Origin of the sequence: Dactylosporangium darangshiense (assembly GCF_039537565.1) — a bacterium.
GTDB lineage: Bacteria > Actinomycetota > Actinomycetes > Mycobacteriales > Micromonosporaceae > Dactylosporangium > Dactylosporangium darangshiense.
In genome coordinates, this window is record NZ_BAABAT010000002.1 from 20,978 (window position 1) to 37,712 (window position 16,735).

Below are 16,735 nucleotides of genomic sequence, written 5' to 3' on the forward strand. Positions count from 1 at the left end.
TCCCATGCCGTTGGTGGTAATGGGCTTCGGGTGGTTGAACCGATGCGCCATCGCGTCATGTCACGCGGTGGCGCATCGGCCGCTCTGCTATGTCAGGCCTTGCCCCAGCACAGGTTCGCGCCCTCGGTGCTGGTGATGCTCTCGACACCGGTGGCCGGCTTGTCGGTCACCAGTGCCACGCCGGTGTCGAAGAAATCGAGTCCGCTGGTCACCTGCGGCTTCTGTCCGCCCGTGGCGATGGTCTTGATCGCCTTGACGCCGAGTTCGGCCATCTTCACCGGGTACTGCTGGGAAGTGGCGTTGATCAGTCCGTCCTTGACCTGCTGGACACCGTTGCACCCGCCGTCGATAGATACGACGATCGCGCCCTGCACGTTCGCGGCCTTGAGGGCCTTCTGCGCGCCGACCGCGGCCGGCTCGTTGATGGTGTAGACCACAGCTGGACCGTCACCAACAGGTCGCATTGGTGGGCTTCGACGACTTTCCGCTCGCCGATCTGCTCCAACCGGCCGTAACCGTGGTGGCCCAGGATCCGTTCACCATGGGCCGGGTCGCCGCATCCCTGATCTTCCGCCGTCTCGACGGCGAGACCTGGGAGCCGACCACGCACTTCGTCGAAACCCAGCTCATCACCCGCGGTTCGGGCGAGATCCCGGGGCCGTACCTCGAGGACGTCCGGCGCCTGACGTGATCGGTTGAGCTCCCTGGGATGGGGTAGTTGACTGGTTGCGTGTCAGGAATCTTTGGATGTCTCTGGCGGGCTATGATGCTCGGGTGAATTTGAAGGAATGGGCTGCGTCGCAGGGCGTTGCGTACATCACCGCGCGGCGGCAGTACGCGGCCGGGACGCTGCCCGTTCCTACGTACCGGCTCGGCCGGCTCATCATGGTCGGCGAACCGCTGCCCGCAGTACCGCAGGCCGGACAGGTCGTCGTCTACGCCCGGGTATCGTCGGCGGACCAACGCGCCGACCTGGACCGCCAGGTCGCCCGTGTCACTGTGTGGGCGACCGGGCGCAAGCTTCCGGTGTCCCGCGTGGTGACCGAGGTCGGCTCGGCGCTCAACGGCCACTGCAAGAAGTTCCTCGGCCTGCTGCGCGACCCGGCCGTGACCACGATCGTGGTCGAGCACCGCGACCGGTTTGCCCGCTTCGGCGCCGAGTACGTCGAGGCCGCGCTCGCCGCGCAAGGCCGGCGCCTGCTCGTGGTCGACCCGGCCGAGGTCGACGACGATCTTGTACGCGACGTGACCGAGATCCTGACCTTGCTGTGCGCCCGCCTGTACGGCCGCCGCGGCGCCGCGAACCGTGCCCGCCGAGCGATCGACGCCGCCACTGCGCAGGACGGCGCAGCATGAAGGTGGTGCAGGCGTACCGGTACGCCCTGGACCTGACCCCGGCGCAGGAGCGTGACGTACTCGCCCATGCCGGAGCCGTCCGGGTCGCCCACAACTGGGCGCTTGGCCGGGTGAAGGCGGTCATGGACCAGCGGACCGCCGAACGCACCTACGACATCCCGGACGAGCAGTTGACCCCGGCCGTGTCGTGGTCGCTGCCCGCGCTACGCAAAGCGTGGAACGCTGCCAAGCAACACGCCGCGCCGTGGTGGCGGGAGTGCTCGAAGGAGGCATACAACACCGGCCTCGACGCCCTCGCCCGGGCGCTGCAGAACTGGTCCGACTCCCGCACCGGCAAGCGGAAGGGCCGGCCGGTCGGGTTTCCCCGGTTCAAGTCCCGCCGCCGCACCACACCCAGCGTGCGGTTCACCACCGGCACGATCCGGGTCGAGCCGGACCGGATGCATGTGGTGCTGCCCCGGCTGGGCCGCCTGAAGCTGCACGAGTCGGCCCGCAAGCTCGCCCGGCGCCTCGACAACGGCACCGCACGCGTCATGTCCGCCACCGTGCGCCGTGACGGCGGACGATGGCACGTCGCGTTCTGCGTCGAGATCGAGCGCGCCGACCGGACCCCGGCACAGCCCGGCACCGTGGTCGGCGTGGACGTCGGCATCACACACCTCGCCGTCCTGTCGACCGGCGAACTGGTCGACAACCCGCGCCACCTCAACGACGCCCGGCGCCACCTTCGAGCGCTCGGCCGCGCCCTGTCGCGCAAGACCGGCCCGGACCGGCGGACCGGCCGGCGCCCGTCGAACCGGTGGCAGCGCGCCGCGAACCGGCTCGCTCGCGCCCACGCCCGGGTGGCGAACCTGCGCCGAGACGGGCTGCACAAGCTCACCACCCGCCTCGCCGCCCGGTACGGCACGATCGTGGTCGAAGACCTCAACGTCACCGGCATGCTCGCCAACCGGCGCCTCGCCAGGCACATCGCCGACGCCGGGTTCGCCGAAATCCGCCGCCAATTGACGTATAAGACCGGATGGAACGGCGGCCGGCTGCTCGTGGCCGACCGCTGGTACCCGTCCTCCAAAACCTGCTCGGGCTGCGGCGCGGTGAAAATCAAGCTCGCCCTGTCCGAGCGCGAATACCAATGCGGCACGTGTGGTCTGGTCCTGGACCGAGACCTCAACGCCGCCCGCAACCTCGCCGCCCTCGCGGCCGAGTACGACACCGCCGGGAGTGGCCCGGTGGCAGGACGCGGAGCCGACCAGAAGACCCGCCCCAGCGGGCAGGTGGCTGCGAAGCGTCAACCCGGCACGGCATCCGCCGGTCAGACCGGAACCGTCCCACCGCAAGGCGGGACTACCAACCGCGTGCTCACTAGAGCGCACTGAATGGTAACGGGTGAGGATCGGGGCCGTTCCTGACTCAGGCGTCGTTGTCCGCCCACATCCGCGGTCGCCGGGAATACGCTCGTACTGTGGCGGTATCGGGCAAACGTGACGACTTCATCGTCCATCAGGAGTACCCGTTGAACGCCGAGCCGACGTCGGCCGCGCTCGACGGACGGCCGCTCACTCCGCTGGACACCTTCTACTGCCGCAATCACGGGCCCATCCAGCACGCGGATCCGGACCGGTGGCGGCTGCAGGTCGACGGGCTCGTCGACCATCCGCTCAGCTTGTCCCTGCCCGAGTTGCGGGACCGGTTCCCGCAGCGCACCGTGGTGGCCACGGTGCAGTGCGCGGGCAACCGCCGCGCCGAGTTGGCGGCCGTGCGGCCTATCCCCGGCCAGGTCCCGTGGGGGGCCGCCGCGATTTCCACCGCGCGGTGGACCGGTGTCACCCTTGCCGACGTGCTCGCTCGCGCCGGGCTGCAGCCGGGAGCCGAGCATGTGGCGTTCGAAGAGGCGGACGTGGCATCGAGGCCGAGCGAGTCGCCGGTGTTCGGTGGGTCCATCCCCGTCGCCAAGGCGACCGCCGGCGAGGTGCTGCTCGCCTGGCGGATGAACGACGAGGCGCTGCCCGACGTGCACGGTGGGCCGCTTCGGGTCGTCGTGCCCGGGTACATCGGCGCCCGCAGCGTCAAATGGCTGCAGCGGGTCACGGCACAGGCGCGTCCCTCCGACAACTTCTACCAGGCCAAGGACTACATTCTGCTCCCGGACGACGCGGACCCGGCCGAAGCCGCGCGCGGACGCGGGCTGCGCCTCGGTGTGGCAGCCCTCAACACCGCGATTCTGCGTCCGGAGGAGGGGCAGACGGTGCCCGCCGGCCCGGTGCAGGTCAGTGGCTATGCGACCGCCGGGGACGACCGCGGCGTTGCCCGGGTCGATGTCTCGATCGACGGCGGCCGGCACTGGCAGCATGCCGACCTGGATACCGCGGCGGAGCCGTGGGCCTGGCGGCTGTGGCGGCTGACCGTGCAGCTGCCACCGGGACCCGCGCAGATCGTTGCCCGCGCATGGGACACCAGCGCTTCGACGCAGCCGGAACGTGTCGAACACGTCTGGAACCCGCTGGGGTACATGAACACGGCGTGGAGCCGGGTGCACGTCACCTGCGCCACGGTGTGAACGGGCCCGGTCAGATCAGACCGTGCGCGAGCATCGCCTCGGCGACGCGGCGGAATCCGTCGATGTTGGCGCCGGCGACGTAGTTGCCGGGGACGCCGTACTCCTCGGCGGTGGCGTGACAGCGGTCATGGATGTCGCGCATGATGGCGTGCAGGCGCTGCTCGGAGTACTCGAACGTCCACGAGTCGCGGGAGGCGTTCTGCTGCATCTCCAGGGCGCTGGCGGCCACACCGCCGGCGTTGGCGGCCTTGCCCGGTGCGAACCGGACACCTGCCTGCTCGAAGGCGCGGATCGCCGCCGGGCTGGTCGGCATGTTGGCGCCCTCGACCACGATCTTGCAGCCACCCTGGATGAGCGCGTCGGCGTCGGCCGCGCTGATCTCGTTCTGCGTCGCCGACGGCACGGCGACCTCGCAAGGCACCTCCCACACCGACCGGCCGGGGACGAAGGTGGCGTGCGGCCGGGTGGCGACGTAGGAGGCGATGCGGGCCCGGCGGACCTCCTTGAGGTCCTTGAGCAGGTCGAGGTCGATGCCCTTGTCGTCGAGCACGTAGCCGGAGGAGTCGGAGCAGGCCACGACGACGCCGCCGAGCTGGTGCACCTTCTCGATCGCGTAGATCGCCACGTTGCCGGAGCCGGACACCACGACCCGCTTGCCGTCGAAGCTGTCACCGACGGCACGCAGCATCTCCTCGGCGAAGAAGACCGCGCCGTAGCCGGTGGCCTCCCGGCGCACCTGGGCGCCGCCGTAGCCGAGCCCCTTGCCGGTCAGCACACCCGACTCGTACCGGTTGGTGATGCGCTTGTACTGCCCGAACAGGTAGCCGATCTCCCGGGCGCCCACGCCGATGTCGCCGGCCGGCACGTCGGTGTGCTCGCCGAGGTGCCGGTACAGCTCGGTCATGAACGACTGGCAGAACCGCATCACCTCCCGGTCGGAGCGGCCCTTCGGGTCGAAGTCCGACCCGCCCTTGCCGCCGCCGATCGGCATCCCGGTCAGTGCGTTCTTGAACACCTGTTCGAAGCCGAGGAACTTCACGATCCCGAGGTACACCGAAGGGTGGAACCGCAGCCCGCCCTTGTACGGCCCGAGCGCGGAGTTGAACTCGACCCGGAAGCCGCGGTTGATGTGCACCTCGCCGCTGTCGTCCTCCCACGGCACCCGGAAGATGATCTGCCGCTCCGGCTCGCAGATCCGCTCGATGATCTTCGCGTCGGCGTATTCGGGGTGCTTGTCCAGCGCGGGCGCGACGCTGTCGAGCACCTCGCGAACCGCCTGGTGGAACTCCCCTTCGCCCGGGTTGCGGTGCACCACCGCGGTGAAGATCGACTCAAGCCTGGTCCGTGCCCGCAAGGGTCCCTCCGGTGTGACGTGCGCTGCTGCGCTGCGTGACCGGCGAGCCCACGGCGTCGTGGGATCGCGCTGCCGGACAGGTTCGGTCGAGCCCTGGCCGGGACGCGAAGCTTACAGGCCCGCTGACCTGCGAATCCACCTTGGCGTCCGGGGCACCGGGCAGGCCGGATCATGGGGCGTCGGGGGACACCCAGTCGGGATGGGCCGCGACGAACGCGGGCAGGTTGTCGTGGCGGATGGCGGAGAACAGTTTCAGGCTGGTGTCGCTGAGAATCTCGGTGTCCTTGCCGTCGATCATCTCGGAGTTGAAGGTGCCGCCATTGGTCTTCAGCATGGTCACGCCGTCCGAGCGGATGTCGCGCAGCGCGAAGAGCCAGTCGGGGACGGAGATCCCGCCACTGTCGAACGTCAGTGCCTGGCCGGCGGCGCGCAGTACACGATCCAGCTTGACGGGGTTGGTGAGGACACCGTTGCTGGTGGCCTGTTTCAGCACCGCCTTGAGGAACTGTTGCTGGTGCCGCTGCCGCCCGTAGTCGCCGTCCGGGAGCAGCTCCCGCTGCCGCACGTAGTCCAGGGCCTGCCAGTCGGTGAGATGCTGGCAGCCGGGTTGGTAGACCTGTGGGGTGACCCCGGGGACGGGAACCGGCCCGTCGTCGGTGATCTGATACGGCATCTGGTACTGGCCGCGGGCGTCGTGGCCGATGTGGACGGAGACGGTTCGCTCGTCCACGCACATATTCACCCCGCCCAGGGCGGCCACCAATGACTTGAACCCGGAGAAGTCGACGATCGCGCCACCGTTGAACGAGATTCCGGTCAACTGCCTGATCGTCAAAGCGAGCAGTTCGAACCCGCCCGCCCGCCCGGGACCGTTGCGGTAGCCGTCGGGAAACGCCGCGTTGATCTTGTCGTCGCCGCCGCCGAATCCGCTTTTCGAATACGCCGGGATCGACACATACGAGTCCCTGGGCACCGACACCAGGTAGGCGGCGTCGTGGCTCGCCGGGATGTGCACGATCAGGATCGAGTCCGCGTTGCGGTCGGCGTCCGGATCGTTGTTCCGTTCGTCGATCCCGACCAGCAGCAGGTTGATCGGCCCGTCGATGCTGACATGCGTGGCCGCCGCGTCGCCGAGCAGGCTCTCCTGGCCGATCGAGTCGGTGTAGCGGTGCAGCAGCATCCGGGAACCGGCGAAGCCGGCGGCGCTGCCCAGCATGAGCAGCACCCCGAGGACGATCAGCGGCCGGGCCCAGCGCGGACTCCGGCCGGGCGGCCGCGGCCGGCCGGTGACGTCGCCGGCGGACGGTGCGTGCGGCGGAACGCTGGCCCGCGCCATCACCCGGCCGCGAGGTCGCCCGACGGGACCGCCCGTGCTCGCTCTGGGTCGGTCATCACCGGCGCCGGATTCAGGAATTGGATCGCCCATAAACGTGTCTACTGTCCTCGAACCGGGTGCGCCGGGAGCCGACATCTGCGTGACCTCGCAAGCATAAAAGGCCCGCACCGGGCCGGGCGGCGTGTCCGCAGGTGATAACGCAGATGGGCGGGGCCGAGGGACACATCGGCAGGACGTCGCGCTCATGCGCCCGCCCCACTCCGCAAGTCACCTCCGTTTTGCCGCCGAGCCACGTTTTTCGGCAAACGCATGGGTACAGGCGCGCTCAGCATCCCGCAGTTGAGGCCGGCGTTCGTCGCCTCGAGCCGGTCGGCGTGGTCGGCACGTGCCGGCGGGACGAGAGGAAAGGAAGATCGTTGGTCGACGCGGGAAAACGCAGCGTCATGGGGGTGTTGGTCGACGTCATCGACTACGACGCGGCGATCGCGAAGGTATTCGCGGCCGCACAGCAGCAGCGCCCATTCATCCTGACCGCGCTGGCCGTGCACGGCGTGATGACCGGGGTGTCCGATCGGCGGCACAACGCCCGGCTCAACGCCTTCGACGTGGTCGTCCCGGACGGCCAGCCGGTGCGATGGGCGCTGAACCTGCTGCACCAGGCCGAGCTGCGCGACTGGGTGAGCGGGCCGGAGCTGACCCTCCGGGTGCTGTGTCGCGCAGCCGCCGAGGAGCTGCCGGTGTACCTGTACGGGTCCACGCAGCGCACCGTCGCGAGGCTGGCCGGGGCGTTGACCCGGACGGTCCCGACGCTGCGGATCGCCGGCGCCGAACCGTCGCGGTTCCGTGACGCCGAGCCGGGGGAGTACGCGCGCATCGCCGAACGCATCAACGCATCGGGAGCCCGCCTGGTCCTGGTCGGTCTCGGCTGCCCGCGGCAGGAGTCGTTCGTCCACGCGATGCGGCCGCTGCTCGCCATGCCGCTGCTGGCCGTCGGGGCCGCCTTCGACTATCACGCCGGGCTGCTGAGCTACGCACCGCGCTGGATGCAACGCAACGGCCTCGCCTGGCTGTGGCGGCTGGCCCTCGAGCCGCGCCGGCTGTGGCGACGCTACCTGGTCCTCGGTCCCCGGTACCTCGTGCGGCTGTCGGCGCAGAAGGTGGGGCTGTGGGAGCCGTCCGTGCCCGTGCCCTCGCACCGGCCGGTCGAACCCGCACCGGTCTGACCGCGCTCGCCTGTTCATCGATCGACCGAGACCGAGGCGGAGGACTCATGTGCGGAATCGCCGGAATCGTAGTGGCCAACGACGGGCATGCTGTGGACGAGGATCGGCTGCGCGCCATGTGCGGCAGCCTCGTACACCGGGGCCCGGACGAGGATGGCTTCTTCATCACCGCCACCGCCGGCCTGGCGGTGCGGCGGCTGGCGGTCATCGACGTGCAGCACGGCCGGCAGCCGGTGCGGTCCGAGGACGGCACAGTGCACGCGGTGCTCAACGGCGCGATCTACAACCATCAAAGGCTGCGGCAGTACCTCGCCGCGCGCGGCCACACCTTCCGCTCCGGCAACGACGCCGAGGTGATCCCGCACCTGTACGAGGAGTTCGGCAACGACTTCGCGCGACACCTGGAGGGCATGTTCGCCATCGCCCTGTACGACAGCGCCCACCACCGACTGGTCCTGTGCCGCGACCGGGTCGGGGTGAAGCCGCTGCACTACGCCGAGCGCCCCGACGGCCTCGTGTTCGGCTCGGAGATCAAGGCGGTGCTGTGCGCGATCCCCGATCGGACACCGGACCTGCAGGCGTTCAGCGCGTACCTGTCGCTGATGTACGTTCCCGCGCCGCGGACGATGTACCGGGAGATCCGCAAGCTCGAACCGGGCACGACGCTGGTCTGGCAGGACAACCGCCGCACACTGCAGCGCTACTGGGCGCTCGCCGACGTGCCGCAGCGGCCCCACCTCACCGCCGCCCGCGCGTGCGCGATCCTGCGCGACCTCACGGTCGAATGCGTCCGCCAGCAACTGGCGGCCGACGTGCCGCTGGGCTTCTTCCTCAGCGGCGGCATGGACTCCGGTACGGTCGTCGCGGCCGCCCGGCGCGCGTTGCCTGACGCCACGCTGAAGACCTACTCGGTGGGCTTCGCCGACCGGTCGTACGACGAACGCACCGAGGCGGCCCTCGCCGCGGACCGGTTCGGCACCGACCACACCGAGCTCGTGGTCGAACCGGCGGCCGACGACGTCGTGGATGGCATCCTGCCGGCCTTCGACGAGCCGTTCGCCGACCCGTCGATGGTGCCCACCTACTACCTGTGCCGTCTCGCCCGCCGGGATGTGACGGTGGCGTTGAGCGGCGACGGCGGTGACGAGCTCTTCGCCGGCTACCACACGTACCAGGCCGACAAGTACGCCCGCTACTACCGCCACCTGCCGCGCGCCGTGACGGCCGGGATCGTGCCGGGCCTGCTGCGCTTCCTGCCGCGCTCCAGCGCCAGGGCGAGCTTCGACTTCAAGGCTCGTCGCTTCGCCGAGAACGCCCTCGAGGAGCCCGGCCGCAGTCACTACCTGTGGCGGGTCGTGTTCCGGGAGGCGCACAAGGCGCGGCTGCTGCAGCCGGACGTGCTCGCCGAGCTCTGCGACACGTACGACACGCACGAGGCGCACTACGAAGCCGGCGCCGGCTTCGACCGGCTGACCCGGTTCCAGTACACCGACGCCCACGTCTACCTGCCCGACGACGTGCTGACGAAGGTCGACCGGGTGAGCATGGCGCATTCCCTGGAGGTACGGGTCCCGCTGCTGGCCACGTCGATGATCGAGTTCGCCTTCTCGTTGCCGGGCTCGATGAAGCTCCCGGGCCGGCAACCAAAGTGGCTGCTGCGGCAGGCGATGGCCGGCCTGCTGCCGCCGCGGACGCTCGCCATGGGCAAGAAGGGCTTCAACGCCCCGCTGCCGCATTGGCTGCGCGGCGAGTTCCGGCCGTTGGTGCGCGAGTACCTGAGCCGGGACGTCTTGCGGCGGCAGGGCTATCTGCGCTTCGACCCGGTGAACGAGATCGTCGAGCGCCACCTCAGCGGCGCGGCCGAACACGCACGTGAGATCTGGATCCTGCTGCTGTTCACCATGTGGGCCGAGCAGGAGAAGGCATACCGATGACGACGGCGCCCGCCCGCCTGCCCTGGAGGTACGAGATCCCGTGAGAATCTGGTGGCTGCTGTTCCCGCTGTTGCTGGCCTTGCTGCCAACCGTCGTCCTCACCTCCTCCGTCCCCCCGCGGGTTCGGGCCTGGGCCTGCCGGGTCGCCTTCCTCGTCACCGTGGCGCTGATCGCCGCGCCGTGGATCTGGCTGCGCCTCGGCCACGAGGTGCCGGCACGGGTCGCCATGATCCTGATCACCGGATCGTTCGCCGGCGGGATCGTGCTCAGCGGCGCCACCGCCGGGATCGTGGAGGACAACGCGCCGCCGTCGCCCGCCGTGCAGCACGCGGTCCTCGGGTACCACACGGCCTGCATCGTTCGCCCGGTGCCGCGGGGCAAGCGGGTCCTGGACGTGACCGGTGCCCTCGTCGGCCTGGTGCTCACGTTGCCGCTGTGGCCGATCATCGGACTGCTCATCTGGTTCGAGGAGCCCGGGCCGATCTTCTTCACCAAGAACTCCGTGGGCCGCGGCGGCCGGACGTTCCGCCAGTTCAAGTTCCGCAGCATGCGCTACGGCGCCGAGCGACTCACGGGACCGGTCGTGTCGCCCGCCGGTGACCCGCGCACGCTCAGGGTCGGTCGCCGGCTGCGTCGCTGGCACCTCGACGAGCTCCCCGAGCTGATCAACGTGCTCAGCGGCTCGATGAGCCTGGTCGGGCCGCGGCCGCTGCGCACGGTGCTCGTCCGCGAGCACCTCGAGGCGGTACCCGGCTACACCGAACGGCACACGGTGCGGCCCGGCATCGCCTGCCTCGCCCAGATCGAGAAGTTCCACATGCCGCCGCAGGAGCGGCTGGTGAAGGACCTCGCCTACATCGAGCACCAGGGCGTGCGGCTCGACCTGCAGTTGCTCGTCCGCGCCGTGCTGACCACGGTCCGCGGCGAGCGTCACTACGACGAGCCGGTGCTCACTGCGCCCGCCCCCGCCACCGTGCCGGCGAGCCGGACCGACGGGCAGCTGCCGAGGCTGGTCGACCATGCCAGCCAGGCCCACGACGCCTGAGCGGACGCGCGTTGCGCGCGCCCGAGGCCGGCTCGTCGGTGCCGGGCTGCTCGACCAGGTGGTCATCGCGGCCGCCAACTCGGCGAACACCCTCCTGGGCGGGATCCTGCTGCCCAAAGCGAGGTTCGGTGCGCTCGCCCTGGCGCTGGCGGTGGGCTACTTCGCGACGTGCCTCAATCGGGCGATCGTCGGTGACGTGCTGCTCGCGCTGGCATCGCGTCACGACGGCGAGCCCCGCGCGCGCCTGGCCCGCAACGGCCTGGCCACCGCGCTGTGCTCCGGCCTGATCACCACCGTCGTGTTCGTGGTCCTGTGGGCCCTCTGTCCCGGCCGCGGCGAGATCGACCTGCGCCAGCTCATCTGGCTCGCGCCGTTCATGGTCCCGATCGTGCTGCACGACACCGCCCGCTTCGACTACCTGTCCGACCGCCGCCCGGACAAGGCCCTCGGCATCGACCTGGTCTGGGCCGGCACCCAGGCCGTCGCGGTCGTCATCATGATCCTCACCCACACCTCCAGCGCCGGCGGGCTGCTCACCGCCTGGGGCCTCGGTGCCACCGCCGGCATCACCGTCTACCTCGTCCGCGAACGCCGGCTGCCCTGGCAGGGCAGCCCGCCGGCCTGGCTGGCCGACACCAGGCACCTGTCCGGCTGGTTCACCGTCACCGCCATCGTGGCCCAGGTCCAGGTCCTGGCGATCAGCTTCATCGTCGCCGGCCGCCTGTCCAAGATCGAACTGGCCAACCTGCGCTTCGTGCAAACCGTCCAGCTCCAACCCGTGCAGAACCTGGTCACCGCCGTCCAGAGCCTGCTGGTTCCCAGCGTCTCCCGCAACGCCGCCGACGCCGCCGAACCCGGGCCCGAAGGCGCCCGAGCCGCCCTCGCCCTGCGCCGCCAGACCCGCCGGCTGGCGATCGCTTTCGCCGTCGTCGGCGCGCTGATGGTGCTGACCGTCTGGCCCGTCGTCTCCTACGCACTGGTCCACACCCACAAGTTCGCCGAAGCCGCCCCGCTGGTCCTGCCCATCGCCCTGCAATGCGCGCTCTACCTGCTCCAGGTGCCCTTCACCGCCGCCATGCGCGGCATGCACCGCGCCCGGATGCTCTTCGTGCAATACGTCATCTTCGTCGTCGTCTCCCTCAGCGGCCTCACCCTCGGCGCCGAACTCGGCGGCCTGCGCGGCGCCGCCTGGGGCCTGCTCACCGGCTCGACCGCCAGCCTGATCTGCATGGTCACCCTCTACGCCTACGCCGTGAGAGGGGTCCGGGCAGTGTCCGCGGGCCCGCGTCGACGGTCCTCACGCCGGTTGAACCGGGGTGGGCCGCACCTCGCCGATCTCGACCGCCCAGAGGATGTCGGTCAGGTGTTCGATGGCCCGGGCCAGGTACCGGCGGTACGTGCTCAGCGGTAGGTCGAGAACCTCCGCAGCGGCCTCCTGCGTGGCCGCGGGGCGCAGGTAGGTGCGGTGCAGGACCGCCTGGAGTTGCGGACCTTTCGGCAGGTTGCCGAGCTGGGCGACGGCGTCCTCGATCGTGGCCCGCAGCTGCGCGGCGTCGGGCCCGCCGCTCGTTGCGGCCAGGGCGGAGCCGAGCAGTGGGTTGCCGGCGAGCAGGTCGGGCCGGTGCAGGGTCTGCAGCGCCGCCCGGACCGCCGCTTCGAACCGGTGCCGGTCCAGCGCCGGTGGGCGCAGCAGCGCGGCGGGTGCGGGTCCGGAGCCGCCGGCGTGCCCCCGCTCGTACATCAGATCGAGCCAGGGGCCGAGCGGCAGGCGGCGCCAGTCGATGCCGAAGGCGACGTGCCGCAGGCCGCCGACGTCGATGCGGACCAGCGGTGCGAAGGCGAGGTAGTCGAACTTCGGCGCCCAGAACTCGGCGTCGACCACGACGACGAACGACCACGCCAGCGGCCGGGCGAACCATTCGATCACGCTGGACACCGGCCCGGCCGCCATCATGTACGGGTCGCGTTGGTGTTCGCGGACTCCGCTGGCGAAACGGTTGATGAACACGCGTTCCCCCGGGCGGACCGGTCCTTCCTGCGCGACGTGGTTGAGCACGGCCCGCACGACCGGATCGCGGTCCTCCAGCGCCGAGCCGCTCGGGCACAGCAGGTGGTGGGCGAACCCGGCGACGCGTTCGCCGGTGCGGACCACGTAGAGCCGCTCCGGCTGTTCCGACAGCCAGGCCCGGGCGAGCTCGGCGCTGGCCGGTCCTTCGAAGCGTTCGATGGTCGCGCACACCTGGTCGTGTTCGTCGGGGTGGGCCGGGACCACCGCGGCGGAGCCCCGCGCCCGCAGCGCCGAGATCACCGCGCTGAACGGGCCGCGGCGATGGGTGAAGAGCAGCTGGTGCGCGCCCGGTTCCCGGTGGAGGCCGGTGGCGGTGCGCAGACCGGCCACCGCGTGGTCGAAGATGCGACGGTCATAGGTCCGGTACTGCTCCGGGACGCGGCGCTGAAATTCGGCGTTGAGCACGTCGCGGGCCAGGTCGTGGACGGACAGTCCGCGCGGGCCGCAGGTGACGAACGGGCGCCCGGCCAGCCACTGCCACACCGCGGGGGCGTCGGCGCCGACCATGTGGGCAAGCAGGTCCTCCGTGGTCACCCAGGCGATCGCGCACGTGGCCAGGCCGGTCAGCTGGGCCTGGGTCGGCACCCCGCCGAGGAACGACTGTAAGAGTGTCGAGATCAGATCCGGTGCGTCAGCGAGGGTGTCGGGCACCTGCCCGCGGGCAGCGGCGTCGGCCAGCAGCGCCAAGGTCAACGGATGCCCGGCGCCGAGCGCCACCAGGTGCGGCCGCACGGACGGCTCGACGCCGGCGTGGGCGAGCAGTTGTCCGCTCTCGTCGGGGTCGAAGTGGTCGAGACGGTACACCGTCACCAGCTCCCGCCATCCGGCGTCGGAGCGCCACGGCACGGTGGGCGGCTCGCGACCGGCCAGCACGACCACGGTGTCCGCGCTCAGGCTCGGGATGAGCTGCTCGCGCAGCCACCCGTCGATCGGGGTGAGCTGCTCGTAGCCGTCCACGAGCAGGACGCCGCCGGCGAGCAGGGGCCCGAGCGGTGCGGCGTCGGTTTGCCGGCCGGCGGCGTCCTGGATGGCCGTGCGCAAACCGTCCGGGGACGGGTCGACGTCGCGCCCGTCGACCTGGATCACGGTCCGGCCGGCCGCACGTGCCCGGCCGCCGAGCTCCGCCAGGAGCGTGGTCTTGCCGATGCCGCCCTGTCCGTGCACGAACAGCACCCGCCGCGTCGAGTGCCCGCCGACAGCGGCGTCGAAACCGGCGAGTTCCTCCCGTCGCCCCACGAACCGTTGCCGCCGGGCGGTTTCCAACACGTCGCCAAGAGACGTCGACACGTCGTCACCTCCAGCGTGGGCTCGCTGCGCGTCCGCCGGCTCCACTGTCCATCGCCGCGCCCCGATTTGGACAGCGTTTAACAACTATCTGACCTGGCAAGTGAGCGCAGCCCCGTCCGATCCTCACCTCCTCGGCCCGCGGGGCCGGCTCGGCACCGTCACATCAGGAAGGGACGATCCATGCGAGTCCTTGTCACCGGCGGCACCGGCTTTGTCGGCGCACACAGTGCGGCGGCGCTCATCGCCGCCGGCCACGACGTCCGGCTCCTGGTCCGCTCGCCGGACCGCATCGGCCCGGCCCTACGACCACTCGGTGTGAGCACCGCGGTGGACCACACGGTCGGTGACGTCACCGATCTCGACTCGGTCGAACGGGCGCTGCGCGGCTGCGACGCGGTTCTGCATGCCGCCGCCGTGTACAGCCTGGACGCGCGCGCCCGTCCGGCGATTGCCCGTACCAACGCGGCCGGCGCGGAAACGGTGCTTCGTGCCGCCGTCGACGCCGGATGTGACCCGGTCGTGCACGTCTCCAGCACCGCCGCGCTGCTGCGCCGGCGGGCCACCGTCACTGCGGACTCGCCGCTGTCGAGCACACCGGGGCCGTACATTCGGTCGAAGGCCGCGTCCGAGGCCGTGGCCCGCCGGTTGCAGGACGCCGGCGCGCCGTTGGTGATCGTGCAACCCGGCGCCGTGCTCGGCCCGGACGACCCGTACTGCGGCGACCAGGCCCGCCGGCTACGGGACATCCTGCGCGGTCGCTATCCGGTGTGGCCCAGCGGAGGTCTCCAGGTCGTCGACGTCCGCGACGTCGCCCGCGTCCACGCGGCCGTGATCACGCCTCGATCCGGACCGCGTCGATACCTGGTACCCGGACACTTCGTCGACGGCGACACCATGTTCGCCACCTTGCGCGCGCTGACCGGCCGCCGCCTGCCATCGCTCATCGTGTCCTCCGCGGCCATGCTGCCGCTCAGCTGGACGATGTCCACGCTCCAGCGCGTTACGCCGTTCCACCTCCCGGTCGACCACGAAGGCGTGGTGTTCGTGCACAGCGACACCCGCTGCGACGACTCCCGCGCTCGCGGCGAGCTCGGCATCCAGCCGCGCCCCCTGAGCGACACCTACCGCGACACGATCCGATGGCTGCACCGCACAGGTCGGCTCACCGCCCGCCAGGCCGGCCACGCGACCGGCGTTGAGCACACCCCGAGCGTGTCCCGCTCATGAGTCCCGGCGATGGTGGCGGCATCGCCACCGGGCTCAGGACCTGGGCCTTCAGCCTCGCCGCAACCGTGGCGTCGAACTACGCACTGGACGCCTGCGCGGCGGTCGCCGGGGTAGCCCTGGTCACGTCGGGACTGCTCGCCGGCCTCGCCCAGCCGTGGGCGGTGGCGTTGCTGGTGGTGAGCTATGCGGCCTGGGGGTCCGGCCTGTGGGTCAACCTGCGGGCAAACTGGACCCTGCTGGTGGCCACCGGGACCAGCACCAGTGTCCTGTCCAAGGCGGCCTACGACCTTACTCGGCACGCCACGAGCAACGCCCGCGCACCGCGGCTGGCGGCGGCCGCCGGCTATGCCGGCACCCAGGTCGCAGCGGAGGTGCCCTACTACGTGGGCGCCTTCGGCGCCGCGACCGTCAGCGATGCGATCACCGCCGACGAGGCCGTCATCTTCCTCGCGGGTGCCAACCTCGCCGCCGCGCTGTACGAGTACGGGCTCGCCCGTCTCACGCGTGCCTTCCTCCGTCGCCGCCGCCCCCGCCGGTACGCCTCCTTCGAGACCGACTGGGTGCCGGCGCAGTACCTCGCCGGCTACTACCGCACCGTGGAACCGGACGAACTGGCCACCATCGCGTTCTTCGTCGCCGCGATCCGGCGCGCCGAACGCGACCGGCCGATACTGTTCTTCGGGGTCGGGCCCACCGTCCACCACGTATTCGCTGCGGCCGAGGTCGCATCGGAGATCCACCTGGGCGACTATCTCCCCGCGAACCTGACCGAGATCCGGCGGTGGATCGACCGCCGGCCCGGTGCTCACGACTGGCGCCCGTTCGTGCGGTACACCTTGCAGTGCGAGGGGATCGCGCATCCGACCGATGCGGAAGTCACCGCCCGTGAAGACCTCACCAGGAGCAAGATCACCCAACTGGTCCGGGTCGACGCCCACCATCCCCGTCCGGTCGACCGCCCCTACGCAACGGTGATCAGCCCGTACTGCGCGGACTCGGCCACGGGCGACCGCGCGACCTGGGAGCTGTTCATGCGCCACATCACCGGCCTGGTCGAGCCGGGCGGCCTGTTCGTCACCGCCGCCCTGCACCGCTGCCGCGGGTACACCGTCGAGGGAAAGCTCTTCCCCGGGGCGGACATCGACGAACACGATCTCCGCACGGTGCTCCAAGCCGAGTTCGAACCGTTCGATGGTTCGATCGAAGTCCGGCAGACGGCTCAGGACACCTCCCACGGCTACTCGGCGATCGTGCTCTGCCAGGCCCGCAGGCGATCTTCCTCATCTCCGACCGGCGGTGAGCGTTTGACCCAGACTGAGCAGCTCTTTCAACCTGACGGTTGACTGGC

General features: G+C 70.7%; 14 protein-coding genes. 10 read left to right on the plus strand and 4 right to left on the minus strand.

The window, feature by feature from the left end:
- Positions 1 to 92 precede the first annotated feature (92 nt).
- Complete coding sequence (locus ABD901_RS03705; RefSeq protein WP_345121214.1) at positions 93 to 437, minus strand: type 1 periplasmic-binding domain-containing protein; 345 nt, start codon at positions 435 to 437, stop codon at positions 93 to 95.
- A 29-nt stretch (positions 438 to 466) separates the two neighbouring features.
- On the opposite strand from ABD901_RS03705, the gene ABD901_RS03710 reads away from it, so the two are divergent.
- The 4 genes from ABD901_RS03710 to ABD901_RS03725 all read left to right on the plus strand — a co-directional run bounded on the left by ABD901_RS03710 (position 467) and on the right by ABD901_RS03725 (position 3,913).
- Positions 467 to 691: a substrate-binding domain-containing protein gene (locus ABD901_RS03710; protein WP_380132993.1), complete on the plus strand. Its 225-nt coding sequence runs from the start codon at positions 467 to 469 to the stop codon at positions 689 to 691.
- 83 nt (positions 692 to 774) lie between these two features.
- Positions 775 to 1,356 (plus strand): IS607 family transposase, encoded by a 582-nt coding sequence (locus tag ABD901_RS03715; RefSeq protein ID WP_345121218.1) that lies wholly within the window; start codon positions 775 to 777, stop codon positions 1,354 to 1,356.
- Positions 1,353 to 2,732, plus strand: coding sequence for an IS607 family element RNA-guided endonuclease TnpB (tnpB, locus tag ABD901_RS03720; protein WP_345121221.1), 1,380 nt, complete (start codon positions 1,353 to 1,355; stop codon positions 2,730 to 2,732). Before ABD901_RS03715 ends, tnpB begins: the two co-directional genes overlap by 4 nt.
- A gap of 86 nt (positions 2,733 to 2,818) precedes the next feature.
- Complete coding sequence (locus tag ABD901_RS03725; protein ID WP_345121223.1) at positions 2,819 to 3,913, plus strand: sulfite oxidase; 1,095 nt, start codon at positions 2,819 to 2,821, stop codon at positions 3,911 to 3,913.
- A gap of 10 nt (positions 3,914 to 3,923) precedes the next feature.
- Here ABD901_RS03725 and gdhA read toward each other — a convergent pair whose 3' ends face one another.
- Both gdhA and ABD901_RS03735 read right to left on the minus strand, forming a co-directional pair.
- Positions 3,924 to 5,267, minus strand: coding sequence for an NADP-specific glutamate dehydrogenase (gdhA, locus tag ABD901_RS03730; RefSeq protein WP_345121225.1), 1,344 nt, complete (start codon positions 5,265 to 5,267; stop codon positions 3,924 to 3,926).
- Between the two features lie 169 nt (positions 5,268 to 5,436).
- Complete coding sequence (locus tag ABD901_RS03735) at positions 5,437 to 6,603, minus strand: LCP family protein (RefSeq protein ID WP_345121227.1); 1,167 nt, start codon at positions 6,601 to 6,603, stop codon at positions 5,437 to 5,439.
- A 443-nt stretch (positions 6,604 to 7,046) separates the two neighbouring features.
- Here ABD901_RS03735 and ABD901_RS03740 point away from each other — a divergent pair, with 443 nt between their 5' ends.
- From ABD901_RS03740 to ABD901_RS03755, 4 genes are read left to right on the plus strand one after another with little or no spacing between them, the layout of a single operon-like run.
- Positions 7,047 to 7,826 (plus strand): WecB/TagA/CpsF family glycosyltransferase, encoded by a 780-nt coding sequence (locus ABD901_RS03740; RefSeq protein WP_345122364.1) that lies wholly within the window; start codon positions 7,047 to 7,049, stop codon positions 7,824 to 7,826.
- A gap of 47 nt (positions 7,827 to 7,873) precedes the next feature.
- Complete coding sequence (asnB, locus tag ABD901_RS03745; protein WP_345121229.1) at positions 7,874 to 9,760, plus strand: asparagine synthase (glutamine-hydrolyzing); 1,887 nt, start codon at positions 7,874 to 7,876, stop codon at positions 9,758 to 9,760.
- Positions 9,761 to 9,800: 40 nt separating this feature from the next.
- Positions 9,801 to 10,805: a sugar transferase gene (locus ABD901_RS03750; RefSeq protein ID WP_345121231.1), complete on the plus strand. Its 1,005-nt coding sequence runs from the start codon at positions 9,801 to 9,803 to the stop codon at positions 10,803 to 10,805.
- Positions 10,780 to 12,216: an MATE family efflux transporter gene (locus ABD901_RS03755; protein WP_345121233.1), complete on the plus strand. Its 1,437-nt coding sequence runs from the start codon at positions 10,780 to 10,782 to the stop codon at positions 12,214 to 12,216. The genes ABD901_RS03750 and ABD901_RS03755 overlap by 26 nt, the downstream gene beginning before the upstream one ends.
- Here the strand turns inward: ABD901_RS03755 and ABD901_RS03760 are convergent.
- Positions 12,103 to 14,160: an ATP-binding protein gene (locus ABD901_RS03760; protein WP_345121235.1), complete on the minus strand. Its 2,058-nt coding sequence runs from the start codon at positions 14,158 to 14,160 to the stop codon at positions 12,103 to 12,105. The two genes, ABD901_RS03755 and ABD901_RS03760, sit on opposite strands and share 114 nt — an antisense overlap.
- Before the next feature lie 180 nt (positions 14,161 to 14,340).
- On the opposite strand from ABD901_RS03760, the gene ABD901_RS03765 reads away from it, so the two are divergent.
- Positions 14,341 to 15,387, plus strand: a complete 1,047-nt coding sequence (locus ABD901_RS03765) for an NAD-dependent epimerase/dehydratase family protein (RefSeq protein WP_345121237.1) — start codon at positions 14,341 to 14,343, stop codon at positions 15,385 to 15,387.
- On the plus strand, positions 15,384 to 16,730 hold the full coding sequence (gene gntF, locus ABD901_RS03770) for a guanitoxin biosynthesis pre-guanitoxin forming N-methyltransferase GntF (protein WP_345121239.1): 1,347 nt from the start codon (positions 15,384 to 15,386) through the stop codon (positions 16,728 to 16,730). Before ABD901_RS03765 ends, gntF begins: the two co-directional genes overlap by 4 nt.
- The last annotated feature ends 5 nt before the right edge of the window (positions 16,731 to 16,735 follow it).